The organism is Escherichia sp. R1 (assembly GCF_003000935.1).
Classification (GTDB): domain Bacteria; phylum Pseudomonadota; class Gammaproteobacteria; order Enterobacterales; family Enterobacteriaceae; genus Escherichia; species Escherichia coli.
The window spans coordinates 38306-52277 of record NZ_PSRU01000012.1 but is presented as its reverse complement, the minus strand read 5'-3'; the positions used below and the strand labels follow the sequence as shown (position 1 = coordinate 52277).

At 48.2% G+C, this 13972-nt stretch carries 11 protein-coding genes; 5 read left to right on the top strand and 6 right to left on the bottom strand.

What is annotated here, in order from left to right; translation table 11 throughout:
* The first annotated feature begins 144 nt into the window (after positions 1–144).
* Complete coding sequence (gene rpmE / locus C4F37_RS15375) at positions 145–357, top strand: 50S ribosomal protein L31 (protein ID WP_000710769.1); 213 nt, start codon at positions 145–147, stop codon at positions 355–357.
* A 60-nt stretch (positions 358–417) separates the two neighbouring features.
* Here the strand turns inward: rpmE and C4F37_RS15370 are convergent, their stop codons facing one another.
* Positions 418–1026 carry a YiiX family permuted papain-like enzyme gene (locus tag C4F37_RS15370; RefSeq protein ID WP_000702298.1) on the bottom strand — a complete coding sequence of 203 codons (609 nt, stop codon included), beginning with the start codon at positions 1024–1026 and terminating at the stop codon, positions 418–420.
* Positions 1027–1085: 59 nt separating this feature from the next.
* Positions 1086–1403 (bottom strand): met regulon transcriptional regulator MetJ, encoded by a 318-nt coding sequence (gene metJ, locus C4F37_RS15365; RefSeq protein WP_000852812.1) that lies wholly within the window; start codon positions 1401–1403, stop codon positions 1086–1088.
* Between the two features lie 276 nt (positions 1404–1679).
* Here metJ and metB point away from each other — a divergent pair, with 276 nt between their 5' ends.
* Complete coding sequence (gene metB, locus C4F37_RS15360; RefSeq protein ID WP_000197204.1) at positions 1680–2840, top strand: cystathionine gamma-synthase; 1161 nt, start codon at positions 1680–1682, stop codon at positions 2838–2840.
* A 2-nt stretch (positions 2841–2842) separates the two neighbouring features.
* Complete coding sequence (metL, locus tag C4F37_RS15355; protein ID WP_000110756.1) at positions 2843–5275, top strand: bifunctional aspartate kinase/homoserine dehydrogenase II; 2433 nt, start codon at positions 2843–2845, stop codon at positions 5273–5275.
* 217 nt (positions 5276–5492) lie between these two features.
* Here the strand turns inward: metL and C4F37_RS15350 are convergent, their stop codons facing one another.
* The 4 genes from C4F37_RS15350 to C4F37_RS15335 form a co-directional block, all read right to left on the bottom strand.
* Complete coding sequence (locus tag C4F37_RS15350) at positions 5493–6353, bottom strand: nucleoside-specific channel-forming protein Tsx (RefSeq protein WP_000275563.1); 861 nt, start codon at positions 6351–6353, stop codon at positions 5493–5495.
* Positions 6354–6429: 76 nt separating this feature from the next.
* Positions 6430–8049 (bottom strand): bifunctional metallophosphatase/5'-nucleotidase, encoded by a 1620-nt coding sequence (locus C4F37_RS15345; protein WP_001540353.1) that lies wholly within the window; start codon positions 8047–8049, stop codon positions 6430–6432.
* 40 nt (positions 8050–8089) lie between these two features.
* Positions 8090–9640: a bifunctional metallophosphatase/5'-nucleotidase gene (locus tag C4F37_RS15340; RefSeq protein WP_001774117.1), complete on the bottom strand. Its 1551-nt coding sequence runs from the start codon at positions 9638–9640 to the stop codon at positions 8090–8092.
* Between the two features lie 232 nt (positions 9641–9872).
* Positions 9873–10997, bottom strand: a complete 1125-nt coding sequence (locus tag C4F37_RS15335) for a hypothetical protein (RefSeq protein ID WP_000105536.1) — start codon at positions 10995–10997, stop codon at positions 9873–9875.
* 132 nt (positions 10998–11129) lie between these two features.
* Between C4F37_RS15335 and C4F37_RS15330 the strand changes: the two genes are divergently transcribed.
* Positions 11130–12683, top strand: a complete 1554-nt coding sequence (locus C4F37_RS15330) for a bifunctional metallophosphatase/5'-nucleotidase (protein WP_000694066.1) — start codon at positions 11130–11132, stop codon at positions 12681–12683.
* Between the two features lie 381 nt (positions 12684–13064).
* Positions 13065–13955, top strand: coding sequence for a methylenetetrahydrofolate reductase (metF, locus tag C4F37_RS15325; protein WP_000007515.1), 891 nt, complete (start codon positions 13065–13067; stop codon positions 13953–13955).
* Positions 13956–13972: the final 17 nt, after the last annotated feature.

The following is a 13972-nucleotide window of genomic DNA, read 5'->3' as shown; positions in this document are numbered from 1 at the left end:
GGATCAGTTTGCATACGCTGGTTAATTTCTGTATGATTTCGCGCCTTCGTACGAAATGATCGTATTGAAGCTATACTTTTAACATCGCGTGGTGTCTGGCGTTAGGGCTGGAAGAGCGACGCGGCCTTAAACCGAGGTTTTCCCATGAAAAAAGATATTCACCCGAAATACGAAGAAATTACTGCTAGCTGCTCTTGCGGTAACGTAATGAAAATCCGCTCCACCGTTGGTCATGACCTGAACCTCGACGTGTGCAGCAAGTGCCACCCGTTCTTCACTGGCAAACAGCGTGATGTTGCTACCGGTGGCCGTGTTGACCGCTTCAACAAGCGTTTCAACATCCCGGGCAGCAAATAAGACCGGATTTCCGAAAAAAGCGCCGCACGGCGCTTTTTTTGTGCCTGAATTTTGGTCGTATTACCAGGAAAACAGCGGCCATTCTTTGGCGACCGTGGTGAGTTGTGGCGCGTCGAAAACGGCTTGTGGTGAAACTACCGTTTCCTCAAGCGGAATATTTTTGCCGTAGCGTTCTTTGAGCTTTGCCTGAACTAGCGGGTTACTAAGATCGAACTCTTTCAGCTTCTGCTGCTCGCCCACACGCATTCCCAGCGCATTCTGGTAGACCTTCCACACCACTTCCGAACAGTACTGGCGATCGTCGCTCCACGAGAAGCTGGAGTCATACGGTTTACCGAGATAACGTTTTGCCGTTTGCGCCAGTTTTTGCTGTTGTTCAACACTCAGTCCGCCTTCAACGCGGCGAACAACGTATTTGCCCTTTTCACCATGGGCGATCCACTGCTTGAGTGGGGTGTATTTTACCGGGCCGGCCGCTTCAAAAACGTAGGGCTTTTTGTTGCGTATCACCAGCATACCGGTGTGGCTGTAATCGGAATGGGTCGCCAGTTGGATCGCTTTACTTTGCGATGAGCGAGAGATCTGAAAGATGATGTCGCCGGTTTGTGGTTGCCAGGCAAATGCAGGCACAGAAACCAGCAGGCTGAGAATCAGTAGCCTGATTTTCATCGTTAAACGTCCATGTATGAAAAAAGCGGCTGGTTAACTCCGCGCCGCTCTTTTCCGCTTTAGTATTCCCACGTCTCCGGGTTAATCCCCATCTCACGCATGATCTCTTTTGCCGCCTCCGGAATTTCGTCGCTGCGCTCTTTACGCAGGTCGGCATCATCCGGCAAAGGTTGCCCGGTAAAGGCATGCAGAAACGCTTCGCACAGCAGCTCGCTGTTGGTCGCGTGACGCAGGTTGTTCACCTGACGACGCGTGCGTTCATCGGTGAGGATTTTTAACACCTTAAGAGGAATGGAAACCGTAATTTTTTTGACTTGTTCACTCTTCTTGCCGTGCTCAGCGTATGGGCTGATATATTCGCCGCTCCATTCAGCCATGAGATACTTAATCCTCTTCGTCAATAAATTGAGGCCAGACCACACAATTAATATGGGTACTGACCGTAAACCCGCATAGTTTACCGTACAGGCGTTACCGTGACATCGTGTAATGCACCTGTCGGCGTGATAATGCATATAATTTTAACGGCTATTTGAGATTTGCTCAATCTATACGCAAAGAAGTTTAGATGTCCAGATGTATTGACGTCCATTAACACAATGTTTACTCTGGTGCCTGACATTTCACCGACCAAGCCCAGGGAACTTCATCACATGACGCGTAAACAGGCCACCATCGCAGTGCGTAGCGGGTTAAATGACGACGAACAGTATGGTTGCGTTGTCCCTCCCATCCATCTTTCCAGTACCTATAACTTTACCGGATTTAATGAACCGCGCGCGCATGATTACTCGCGGCGCGGCAACCCAACGCGCGATGTGGTTCAGCGAGCGCTGGCAGAACTGGAAGGCGGTGCTGGTGCAGTACTTACTAATACCGGCATGTCCGCGATTCACCTGGTAACGACCGTCTTTTTGAAACCTGGCGATCTGCTGGTTGCGCCGCACGACTGCTACGGCGGTAGCTATCGCCTGTTCGACAGCCTGGCGAAACGCGGTTGCTATCGCGTGTTGTTTGTTGATCAAAGCGATGAACAGGCATTACGGGCAGCGCTGGCAGAAAACCCCAAACTGGTACTGGTAGAAAGCCCAAGTAATCCATTGTTACGCGTCGTGGATATTGCGAAAATCTGCCATCTGGCAAGGGAAGTCGGGGCGGTGAGCGTGGTGGATAACACCTTCTTAAGCCCGGCATTACAAAATCCACTGGCATTAGGTGCCGATCTGGTGTTGCATTCATGCACGAAATATCTGAACGGTCACTCTGACGTGGTGGCAGGCGTAGTGATTGCTAAAGACCCGGACGTTGTCACTGAACTTGCCTGGTGGGCAAACAATATTGGCGTGACGGGCGGCGCGTTTGACAGCTATCTGCTGCTGCGCGGGTTGCGAACGCTGGTGCCGCGAATGGAGCTGGCCCAGCGCAACGCGCAGGCGATTGTGAAATATCTGCAAACCCAGCCGTTGGTGAAAAAACTGTATCACCCGTCGCTGCCGGAAAATCAGGGGCATGAAATTGCCGCGCGCCAGCAAAAAGGCTTTGGCGCAATGTTGAGTTTTGAACTGGATGGCGATGAGCACACGCTGCGTCGTTTCCTGGGCGGGCTGTCGTTGTTTACGCTGGCGGAATCATTAGGGGGAGTGGAAAGTTTAATCTCTCACGCCGCAACCATGACACATGCAGGCATGGCGCCAGAAGCGCGTGCTGCCGCCGGGATCTCCGAGACGCTGCTGCGTATCTCCACCGGTATTGAAGATGGCGAAGATTTAATTGCCGACCTGGAAAATGGCTTCCGGGCTGCAAACAAGGGGTAAAAATGAGTGTGATTGCGCAGGCAGGGGCGAAAGGTCGTCAACTGCATAAATTTGGTGGCAGTAGTCTGGCTGATGTGAAGTGTTATTTGCGTGTCGCGGGCATTATGGCGGAGTACTCTCAGCCTGACGATATGATGGTGGTTTCCGCCGCCGGTAGCACCACTAACCAGTTGATTAACTGGTTGAAACTAAGCCAGACCGATCGTCTCTCTGCGCATCAGGTTCAACAAACATTACGTCGTTATCAGTGCGATCTGATTAGCGGCCTGCTACCCGCCGAAGAAGCCGATAACCTCATTAGCGCTTTTGTCAGCGATCTTGAGCGCCTGGCGGCGTTGCTCGACAGCGGTATTAACGATGCGGTGTATGCGGAAGTGGTGGGCCACGGTGAAGTGTGGTCGGCGCGCCTGATGTCTGCGGTGCTTAATCAACAAGGGCTGCCAGCGGCCTGGCTTGATGCCCGCGAGTTTTTACGCGCTGAACGCGCTGCGCAACCGCAGGTTGATGAAGGACTTTCTTACCCGTTGCTGCAACAGCTACTGGTACAACATCCGGGCAAACGTCTGGTGGTGACCGGGTTTATCAGCCGTAACAACGCCGGTGAAACGGTGCTGCTGGGGCGTAACGGTTCCGACTATTCCGCGACACAAATCGGTGCGCTGGCGGGTGTTTCTCGCGTAACCATCTGGAGCGACGTCGCCGGGGTATATAGCGCCGACCCGCGTAAAGTGAAAGATGCCTGCCTGCTGCCGTTGCTGCGTCTGGATGAAGCCAGCGAACTGGCGCGTCTGGCGGCTCCCGTTCTTCATGCCCGTACTTTACAGCCCGTTTCTGGCAGCGAAATCGACTTGCAACTGCGCTGTAGCTACACGCCGGATCAAGGTTCCACGCGCATTGAACGCGTGCTGGCCTCCGGTACTGGTGCACGTATTGTCACCAGCCATGATGATGTCTGCTTGATTGAGTTTCAGGTGCCCGCCAGCCAGGATTTCAAACTGGCGCATAAAGAGATCGACCAGATCCTGAAACGTGCTCAGGTGCGCCCACTGGCGGTTGGCGTGCATAACGATCGCCAGTTGCTGCAATTTTGCTACACCTCAGAAGTGGCCGACAGTGCGCTGAAAATCCTCGACGAAGCGGGATTACCTGGCGAACTGCGCCTGCGTCAGGGGCTGGCGCTGGTGGCGATGGTTGGGGCGGGCGTCACCCGTAACCCGCTGCATTGCCACCGCTTCTGGCAGCAACTGAAAGGCCAGCCGGTCGAGTTTACCTGGCAGTCCGATGATGGCATCAGCCTGGTGGCAGTACTGCGCACCGGCCCGACCGAAAGCCTGATTCAGGGGCTGCATCAGTCCGTCTTCCGCGCGGAAAAACGCATCGGCCTGGTGTTGTTCGGCAAGGGCAATATCGGTTCCCGCTGGCTGGAACTGTTCGCCCGTGAGCAGAGTACGCTTTCGGCACGTACCGGCTTTGAATTTGTGCTGGCAGGCGTGGTGGACAGCCGCCGTAGCCTGTTGAGCTATGACGGTCTGGACGCCAGCCGCGCGTTAGCCTTCTTCAACGATGAAGCGGTCGAGCAGGATGAAGAGTCGCTGTTCCTGTGGATGCGCGCCCATCCGTATGATGATTTAGTGGTGCTGGACGTTACCGCCAGCCAGCAGCTCGCTGACCAGTATCTTGATTTCGCCAGCCACGGTTTCCACGTCATCAGTGCCAACAAACTGGCAGGAGCGAGCGACAGCAATAAATATCGCCAGATCCACGACGCCTTCGAAAAAACCGGGCGTCACTGGCTGTACAACGCTACCGTCGGCGCAGGCTTGCCGATCAACCATACCGTGCGCGATCTGATCGACAGCGGCGATACCATTTTGTCGATCAGTGGGATCTTCTCCGGCACGCTCTCCTGGCTGTTCCTGCAATTCGACGGTAGCGTGCCGTTTACCGAACTGGTGGATCAGGCGTGGCAGCAGGGCTTAACCGAACCTGACCCGCGTGATGACCTTTCCGGCAAAGACGTGATGCGCAAGCTGGTGATTCTGGCGCGTGAAGCGGGTTACAACATTGAACCGGACCAGGTACGTGTTGAATCACTGGTGCCTGCCCATTGCGAAGGCGGCAGCATCGACCATTTCTTTGAAAATGGCGATGAACTTAACGAGCAGATGGTGCAACGACTGGAAGCGGCCCGCGAAATGGGGCTGGTGCTGCGCTACGTGGCGCGTTTCGATGCCAACGGCAAAGCGCGTGTGGGCGTGGAAGCGGTGCGTGAAGACCATCCGCTGGCATCACTACTGCCATGCGATAACGTCTTTGCCATCGAAAGCCGCTGGTATCGCGACAACCCGCTGGTGATCCGCGGGCCAGGTGCAGGGCGCGACGTCACCGCCGGGGCGATTCAGTCGGATATTAACCGACTGGCGCAGTTGTTGTAGTGATTATTGAACAAAAGCTGGCAGTTGCCAGCTTTTGTTGTCACCCCTAAACCTCTTCCTGGGGAAGTGGTGATTGATTGTCATTTTGCCTTTGGTCAGTGCCCCCGGTAATAAGGGGGCTTTTGTGTTGAGCGATGAAGTAACAGAGTGAATGGTGAAGTTATTAATGACAATTACAAAATGACATTAAGTAACAATATCTAAAATGTCACCTAATTTAAAATTGATAACCAATAGTAGTATAGGTTCCCCATCCTGTATTTTTTAATTCAAATGGACCATCTCCGAAGTTAACCTTCTCTCCCGCATTCCATTGTCCACCGTTGTGAAAATAACGTAGTGTAAATGCAAATTTCCAGTGTTCATATAGAAGGGAAAGGATATGGCTTGAAGCAATAGCATTACTGGTTCGTTTATTATTGTGTGACTTGTCCGCAAGATCGGAGCCAAAATCAAAGTTAGTAAAACTATTGTATACCAATCGCCCTCCGAATAAATTTGTAAGAGGGATGCTATATTTTATTTTGAATCGATATCCGTCCCATTCATTTTCATTAGCGGCACCATAGTTTTGCCACTGATACTTGGCGTATATATTGGCAGAAAGCTTAATTGGTAGACCCGTGTCGATATCTGTACCAAGCCCCATATACCATGTACTTTGCCGGGATGACTGGTTGTCACCCATATCATAGACATAGTTGTTTGCAATGAACCATTCTTTAAATGGGCCGAACGCAAGATTTAATCCGGTCAATTTGTCAATGGAAAACCGAGGTTCTATTTCCGTAAATAGTGGTGAGCCCTCATCCCAGATCCCAACATCATAGTGACTGCCGACGCCAAAGAATTTCGGTAGATCAACATAACCATAAAAATCAAACCAGTCTTTTCTTCCTGCTACAGTATATTCAGGGTAGAGGTCGTTAGTCAGTCTTGGGCCAAAGCGAGAGTCTGTGCGACCAATGACATTCAAGCTTTGATGTAACCAGCTTTCATCAATTTTAATTTCCTGAGCGTTTCCAATGCAAGGTATTAATAGAATGGATAAAGCTATCCAGTGCTTTTTTATATACATAAATATATCTCTTATATATTGTTGATTTAGAGAGAAATAATGTCATCCAGTGAATGAATGGTATTATAAGTTTTTGTTATTTGCTTACTTCTACCCGCATTTCATTTACCTGTGCAGGAGTAATCTTGTGGCCTTTCTTAAAATAATCGATTACGACATTGGACATGTTATTTCCGGCGCGGACCTGGACATTTTTCCCTTCTTTGAATGCCAGAAAACCATCGCCCCCAAGTGCAAGGAAAGTCGTAGTCGCAACATGGTAAATATTCGTATCAACGATCTCTTCACCATTAATTTTAAAAGATACAATGCGCTGACCTACTGGTTTCTGCAGGGTATAGCGCATTTCTGCGCCTTTTGACATTTGCAGGATGCCATTGGTAAGCGATGCCCCGTGTTCCAGTAGGTTACGCAGATCCTTACCGCTGAGATCCATTTCAGTAAGTTCATTCTTGAAGGGGAATGTACTGGTAATGTCACCAAAGGTAATCGTGCCTGCATTTATATCAGCACGTAAACTGCCGGAGTTTATCAACGCAATTTGTGCAGTCGGTGCAGCGACAAGCATTGCATCGGTAAACAGGTTGCCAAGTTGCGATGACTCACCGTAGGCACGAGTTAATGCAATCGATGATTCACCGACTGGTTGGCGTACAAGATCCGCCAGTTTTTTATTCCAGCCATTGATAACTTTTTGTGTGGTTGGATCAGGTATCCATTCATCGGCATAAACCGTTTTCAGCTCAAAGCTCTTCACTTTATGAGTACGAGCTGTAGGGTTGACATCAAGGATTAATTTACCAATATCGATACCGCCACTGTCAGTCGAAAGGATTAAGGTGTTGCCGACTTTGATTGGTTCTGGCGTTCCGACGTGGGCATGCCCGGTAATCAGAATATCCAATCCTTTCACCTTGCTTGCGGTTTGAATATCTTTATCCAGCGCACGTCTAACATCTGTATTGCCAATGCTGGACTGACGCGCCGGTACGCCTTCATGAACCAGCGCCACGGTGAGGTCAACCTTATCACGTAACTCGTCGATATAATGCTGCAAATACTTCACTTCATCACGTGCTTCAATCCCCTGATTCTTGAGGGGCGCGGAAGATTTATCAAATCGGTTATTATTGTCATTATCGAGTCCCTGGAGAGAGAGCTCCGAGACCGTGTCATTAAATGCAAATACGCCGTGTAGCCCAACAATACCAATCTTGATGCCATCTTTTTCCAGGATGGTGTAGGGCTTGTTCCAGAAGGGTTTCTCACTCTCTTTATGATAAACATTGCCTAATAAAACAGGGAAATTCGCTTTGCTTAATTGTCGGAGGGCATTATCCCAGCCATGGTCAAACTCATGATTACCGATTGATACTGCGTCAAAAGGCATGGTATTCATAATATCAATTATTGCTTCGCCCTTTGTCAGGCTACTGATATATGGCCCGGTGAAATAGTCTCCAGCATCAAAATAAAAGGTGGCTTTATTTTTGGCTTTCTCTTGTTTTACTAACGTGGATATATTGGCAAAGCCACCAATGTCGCGTTTTCCGTCTGCGACATACGGTACTTTATAGGAATCCACATGAGCGTGAAGATCATTGGTATAAATAATCGTGACATCCTGCGCCATAACTGAGGTCGAAAAAATAGTCAGCAATGTTGCGGCAAATAAAGTACGCTGCGCTGTTTTCATTCGCATTCCTTGTTAAATAAATTGACTGATAAATGAGATTTTATTTGGCGACGTCCATGACTCGTTTAGTTAAGTCTGGGGTGACAGGTTTATGATTTTTGAAATAATCGATGATAGATTCCGCCGAGGTTGTTCCCGGTATCGTCTTCACATTTTTTCCATTCAAAAATGCTTCAAAACCGTCACCACCACTGGCACAAAAGGAGTGCGTGGCAATACGATATGTTTGATTATCTTCCACGGGTTTGCCGTTAATGGTGAAAGAGATTAACCATTGGTTGAATGGTTTTTTGCTGTCATAGACAACCGCAACACTTTTAGAAACTTGTAACACACCGTTAGTTAGATTGGTTGCATGCGTCATCAATGATTTGAGATCGCGGCCCGTCAAATCCATCTCGATGAGGTCATTATTAAAGGGGAATGTGCTAATAACATCTCCCAGTGTGATATCGCCTTTAGGAAAATCAGCTCGCATCCCACCGCTATTTTGAAATCCGGCAACGGCATCAGGTGTTTTTTCCATCATTGCATCAAGAATAAGGTTGCCGGTAGAAGAGGAACTACCATACTCACGTGTTAAAACTACGGGAGAATGGCCGACAACTTCCTGTGTTATTTTGTTAAGCTTTGCACTCCATTTATCAATAGTATTTTGAACGATGGTGTCAGGTTTAAATTGATCTGCAAAGATGGTGATTAACTCACCATTATAACTATCAATTTTCTTCGTTTTCGGATTGTAATCAAGCACAAGTTTTCCGATGTTGGTGCCGTATGCATCGGTAGATACAATTAATGTGTTATTAACTTTTATTGGTTGCGGTGTTCCGACATGTGCGTGACCGGTAATTAAGACATCAACACCATTCACTTTTTTAGCTGTCTCAATATCTGCCTGTAGTAGCCGCTCCACATCTTTACTACCAAAGCTTGATTGACGCGCCGGGACACCTTCGTGAATTAGCAAAACGGTAATGTCGACTTTACCTTTTAATTCTGCAAGTGCTTTATTTAAATATTTAATTTCGTCTCTGGCTTCTACGCCTTCACGTGCTTTTGCCGCGACTGTATCATAGAAAGCGAATGCGCCATGCAATCCAATCACACCAATCTTTAAACCATCTTTTTCGATAATGGTCCACGGATGATCCCAAACTGGTTTATTCGTATCGGTGTAGTAGATATTTCCCAGCAGAATGGGGAATTTTGCTTTTGATAACTGAGACACCATATTGGGCACACCGTGATCGAACTCGTGATTACCAACAGACACCGCATCAAAGGGCATAGTGTTCATGATATCAATAATAGCTTCACCTTTGGTCAGTGTGCTGATATACGGCCCGGTAAAATAGTCGCCTGCATCAAAGAAAAACACATCTTTGCTTTTTTTCTTCGCTTCATTAACGATGCCTGCAATATTAGCCATACCACCTATAAGTCTGTTCTTATCAACAGCGATGATTTTTGCCGGATTGACATGTGCGTGAATGTCATTCGTATAATAAATAGTAACGTCCTGAGCTAGAACACTGTGAGAAAATATCACGCCGAATATGACTGATAATGTTGTAAATACAGTTTTCATCATCCCTCCTGGATAGGGTGTGTTACATTTGTTGAATTATTTAAATAAAAGGCACATCGTGTCTTATTTTATGTAAGCATAGTTCAGAAAAGTATTGTGTGATCTTAGTAACAAATAATGTTATTAATTAAACATTGACCATGATTATATTTCACGGTCATACATTTATATATTTAATTAAATGAAAGGTAGTGATCTCTCTTAATTTATGGTCGTTTGTCGAGTGTATTGACTAACAAGATGGAGTGAGCGATTCATTGTATTTTAACGCCAGTGAGGTCAGCATCTGCGTTACGCGACCTGCGGATAATAACGCGCTTTGGGTAAAGTCGTGTTGGTCTGTCAGCCATGTGATAAAACAACGACTGGTTGCCAGAGAAACATTTGCGCCCCTTTCTAAGCTGGCTCCCGTGAGTAGGCAGACCATCTTGCAGTTATTCCCCTGCTCCCAGCGCTGCCACTGATTTTGCCACCAACCATGGTATGTCGTTCCCTTAAAATGCCAGGGCGTATCAGCGTTACTGTCACTGATTTCTTCTTCTACGAACCAAAGTTCACCTTGTTGTTGGCGGAACTGATCTGCCCAGGCTGTAATAATTGCGCCTCTTAGAAAACATTCGTGTGAAATAATATGCGTTTTGACATCTGGATAGCGGATTTTCAGTATTCTGAAATGCCCGTGTGCCGTGATAACCGGGCGTAGTATGGCTCCCTTACCGTTGCGCTTGAGTACAGCACTGCCATACTGAATTTCATCGAACTGGCTCCGGCGCAAGAATTGCGCTTCACGCATATCTACCTTCTGCACGATATCGCGATGGTGCATAGTTGGTTCTGTGTTGCCCTTGTAACTGTACCGCAGACTGTCTCCTGTCTGATGTTGCGTATAATTCGTGGAGAGATGAAGAATGTTGCCACGAGTGGCGTCAAGACTGACTAAAACATACAGTTTTTGTACTGCGCTGGCCCCTTGAAAGGGTATGAACAGTTGAACGGTTTCAATGGCCTGGGGATGCGTAATTTCTTTCTGATATTTTTTAGGCGTCCAGACTTTTTTGCAGTTACGGCATTGAATGCGTTGCGAACCCTGTGGATTGTGACCATAACAAATCATGTCTGTGCCATAACATACCGGGCAGAAATGGCCTTTCTCAATTGCATAAGTAGACAAGTGAACTGACAACCAGTCACGAAATTGTTGCTCGTCAAACAACGGCGGGTAACTGCCACATGCCCGACAGTGCAGTGCCGGATAACCCAGTTTATAGTCTGGCCAACTGTAATCTTCCGATGAGGCTAATCCCAAATTTCGGCAACCGAACGTTTTACAGGCATTAATCGTAAACAGAGTCGACATATATCACCAACGATTTCACAAGGTCGTTGATTTTGTCCGGCAACTATCCCCTGCGGATGTGATTACTCTCACATAAATAAGTCTTTCAGAACGTAATGTAGCAATCCTTTATCTCACTGAAAGGGATTGTTTATGAAAATTAAAATACTTGCTGCGGGTATCGCATTAACACTGCCGTTCTGGGCTTGCGCTAAAGATGTCACTATTATTTATACCAACGACCTCCATGCGCATGTAGAACCTTATAAAGTGCCGTGGATCGCTGACGGTAAACGGGATATTGGCGGCTGGGCAAATATCACTACGCTGGTTAAGCAAGAAAAAGCAAAAAATAAAGCGACATGGTTTTTTGATGCGGGCGACTATTTTACCGGGCCATATATCAGCAGCCTGACCAAAGGTAAGGCTATTATCGATATTATGAATACTATGCCGTTTGATGCCGTCACAATAGGCAACCATGAATTTGACCACGGCTGGGACAACACATTATTACAGTTGAGCCAGGCAAAATTCCCTATTGTGCAGGGCAATATTTTTTATCAGAACAGCAGTAAATCATTCTGGGATAAGCCATATACCATCATCGAAAAAGACGGTGTGAAAATAGGCGTTATTGGTTTGCACGGAGTATTTGCCTTTAATGACACTGTCTCTGCTGCTACGCGCGTGGGTATTGAAGCGCGCGATGAAATTAAATGGCTACAACGTTATATCGATGAACTCAAAGGCAAGGTTGATTTGACCGTCGCCCTGATCCACGAAGGTGTTCCAGCCCGCCAGTCCAGTATGGGAGGCACAGATGTGCGTCGCGCGTTGGATAAAGATATTCAGACGGCAAGTCAGGTGAAAGGGCTGGATATTTTGATCACCGGACATGCACATGTGGGTACGCCGGAACCGATTAAAGTCGGCAATACGCTCATCCTCTCCACTGACAGCGGCGGGATTGATGTGGGCAAACTGGTTCTCGACTACAAAGAGAAGCCGCATAATTTTACGGTGAAAAACTTCGAGCTTAAAACCATTTACGCTGACGAGTGGAAGCCCGATCCGCAAACGAAACAGGTGATCGACGGCTGGAATAAAAAGCTTGATGAAGTGGTGCAACAAACGGTGGCGCAATCGCCGGTTGAATTAAAACGTGCCTATGGTGAATCGGCTTCCCTCGGGAACCTGGCGGCTGACGCTTTACTGGCAGCAGCGGGTAAAAATACCCAACTGGCGTTAACAAACTCTGGTGGTATCCGCAATGAGATCCCCGCAGGGGCGATCACGATGGGCGGCGTTATCAGTACGTTCCCGTTCCCCAACGAACTGGTGACGATGGAACTCACGGGTAAACAATTACGCAGTCTGATGGAACACGGCGCAAGTTTAAGCAATGGCGTTTTACAGGTATCGAAAGGCCTGGAAATGAAGTACGACAGCAGCAAGCCGGTTGGTCAGCGGGTAATCACACTGACTCTGAATGGCAAACCCATTGAAGATGCGACGGTTTATCACATTGCTACTCAGAGTTTCCTTGCTGATGGTGGAGATGGTTTTACCGCCTTTACCGAAGGGAAAGCGCGTAACACAACGGGCGGTTATTACGTTTATCACGCGGTGGTTGATTACTTCAAAGCGGGCAACACCATTACGGATGAACAGCTCAACGGTATGCGCGTGAAGGATATCAAATAAAAGTGCGCACTGAATTGACTCAACTGTTTGTTACCCGTTGATTGCGCAGATCCTGTATTCGGCCTACGCGAGGGCGCAGGCCGAATCAGATGCCTTAACATCACCATCCGGTGGCAGGACGTTGTTTTTCGAATTAGCCCAGGTGTCGCTGTGTTGTCAGAATATGAGTCAAAACGTGCGAGGTGGATTGCGCTATAGAGAAATCTTTTATCGCCTCTAATTAAGATGAGTTTTTTTCATCTTCCCTGATTTTTCCTCACCATCATTGGTTATTTTTCGGTTGACGCCCTTCGGCTTTTCCTTCATCTTTACATCTGGACGTCTAAACGGATAGATGTGCACAACACAACATATAACGATAAGCGATTGATGAGGTAAGGTATGAGCTTTTTTCACGCCAGCCAGCGGGATGCCCTGAATCAGAGTCTGGCAGAAGTCCAGGGGCAGATTAACGTTTCGTTCGAATTTTTCCCGCCGCGTACCAGTGAAATGGAGCAGACCCTGTGGAACTCCATCGATCGCCTTAGCAGCCTGAAACCGAAGTTTGTATCGGTGACCTATGGCGCAAACTCCGGCGAGCGCGACCGTACGCACAGCATTATTAAAGGCATTAAAGATCGCACCGGCCTGGAAGCGGCACCGCATCTTACCTGCATTGATGCGACGCCTGCCGAGCTGCGGATCATTGCACGCGACTACTGGAATAACGGTATTCGCCATATCGTGGCGCTGCGTGGCGACCTGCCGCCGGGAAGTGGTAAGCCAGAAATGTATGCTTCTGACCTGGTGACGCTGTTAAAAGAAGTGGCAGATTTCGATATCTCCGTGGCGGCGTATCCGGAAGTACATCCAGAAGCGAAAAGTGCCCAGGCCGATTTACTCAACCTGAGACGAAAAGTGGATGCCGGAGCCAACCGCGCCATTACTCAGTTCTTCTTCGATGTCGAAAGCTACCTGCGTTTTCGCGATCGCTGCGTCTCGGCAGGCATTGATGTGGAAATCATTCCGGGAATTTTGCCGGTTTCGAACTTTAAACAGGCGAAGAAATTTGCCGACATGACCAACGTGCGTATTCCGGCGTGGATGGCACAAATGTTCGACGGCCTGGATGACGATGCTGAAACCCGCAAGCTGGTGGGCGCGAATATTGCCATGGATATGGTGAAGATTTTAAGCCGTGAAGGAGTGAAAGATTTCCACTTCTATACGCTTAACCGCGCTGAAATGAGTTACGCGATTTGCCATACACTGGGTGTTCGACCTGGTTTATAAATAGTGTGCCTTTTGTG

What these genes read in the sequence shown, in the direction of transcription:
- rpmE (WP_000710769.1), top strand. Translation starts at nt 145, where the DNA reads ATGAAAAAAGATATTCACCCGAAATACGAAGAAATTACTGCTAGCTGC.
- C4F37_RS15370 (WP_000702298.1), bottom strand. Translation starts at nt 1,026, where the DNA reads ATGAAAATCAGGCTACTGATTCTCAGCCTGCTGGTTTCTGTGCCTGCA.
- metJ (WP_000852812.1), bottom strand. Translation starts at nt 1,403, where the DNA reads ATGGCTGAATGGAGCGGCGAATATATCAGCCCATACGCTGAGCACGGC.
- metB (WP_000197204.1), top strand. Translation starts at nt 1,680, where the DNA reads ATGACGCGTAAACAGGCCACCATCGCAGTGCGTAGCGGGTTAAATGAC.
- metL (WP_000110756.1), top strand. Translation starts at nt 2,843, where the DNA reads ATGAGTGTGATTGCGCAGGCAGGGGCGAAAGGTCGTCAACTGCATAAA.
- C4F37_RS15350 (WP_000275563.1), bottom strand. Translation starts at nt 6,353, where the DNA reads ATGTATATAAAAAAGCACTGGATAGCTTTATCCATTCTATTAATACCT.
- C4F37_RS15345 (WP_001540353.1), bottom strand. Translation starts at nt 8,049, where the DNA reads ATGAAAACAGCGCAGCGTACTTTATTTGCCGCAACATTGCTGACTATT.
- C4F37_RS15340 (WP_001774117.1), bottom strand. Translation starts at nt 9,640, where the DNA reads ATGAAAACTGTATTTACAACATTATCAGTCATATTCGGCGTGATATTT.
- C4F37_RS15335 (WP_000105536.1), bottom strand. Translation starts at nt 10,997, where the DNA reads ATGTCGACTCTGTTTACGATTAATGCCTGTAAAACGTTCGGTTGCCGA.
- C4F37_RS15330 (WP_000694066.1), top strand. Translation starts at nt 11,130, where the DNA reads ATGAAAATTAAAATACTTGCTGCGGGTATCGCATTAACACTGCCGTTC.
- metF (WP_000007515.1), top strand. Translation starts at nt 13,065, where the DNA reads ATGAGCTTTTTTCACGCCAGCCAGCGGGATGCCCTGAATCAGAGTCTG.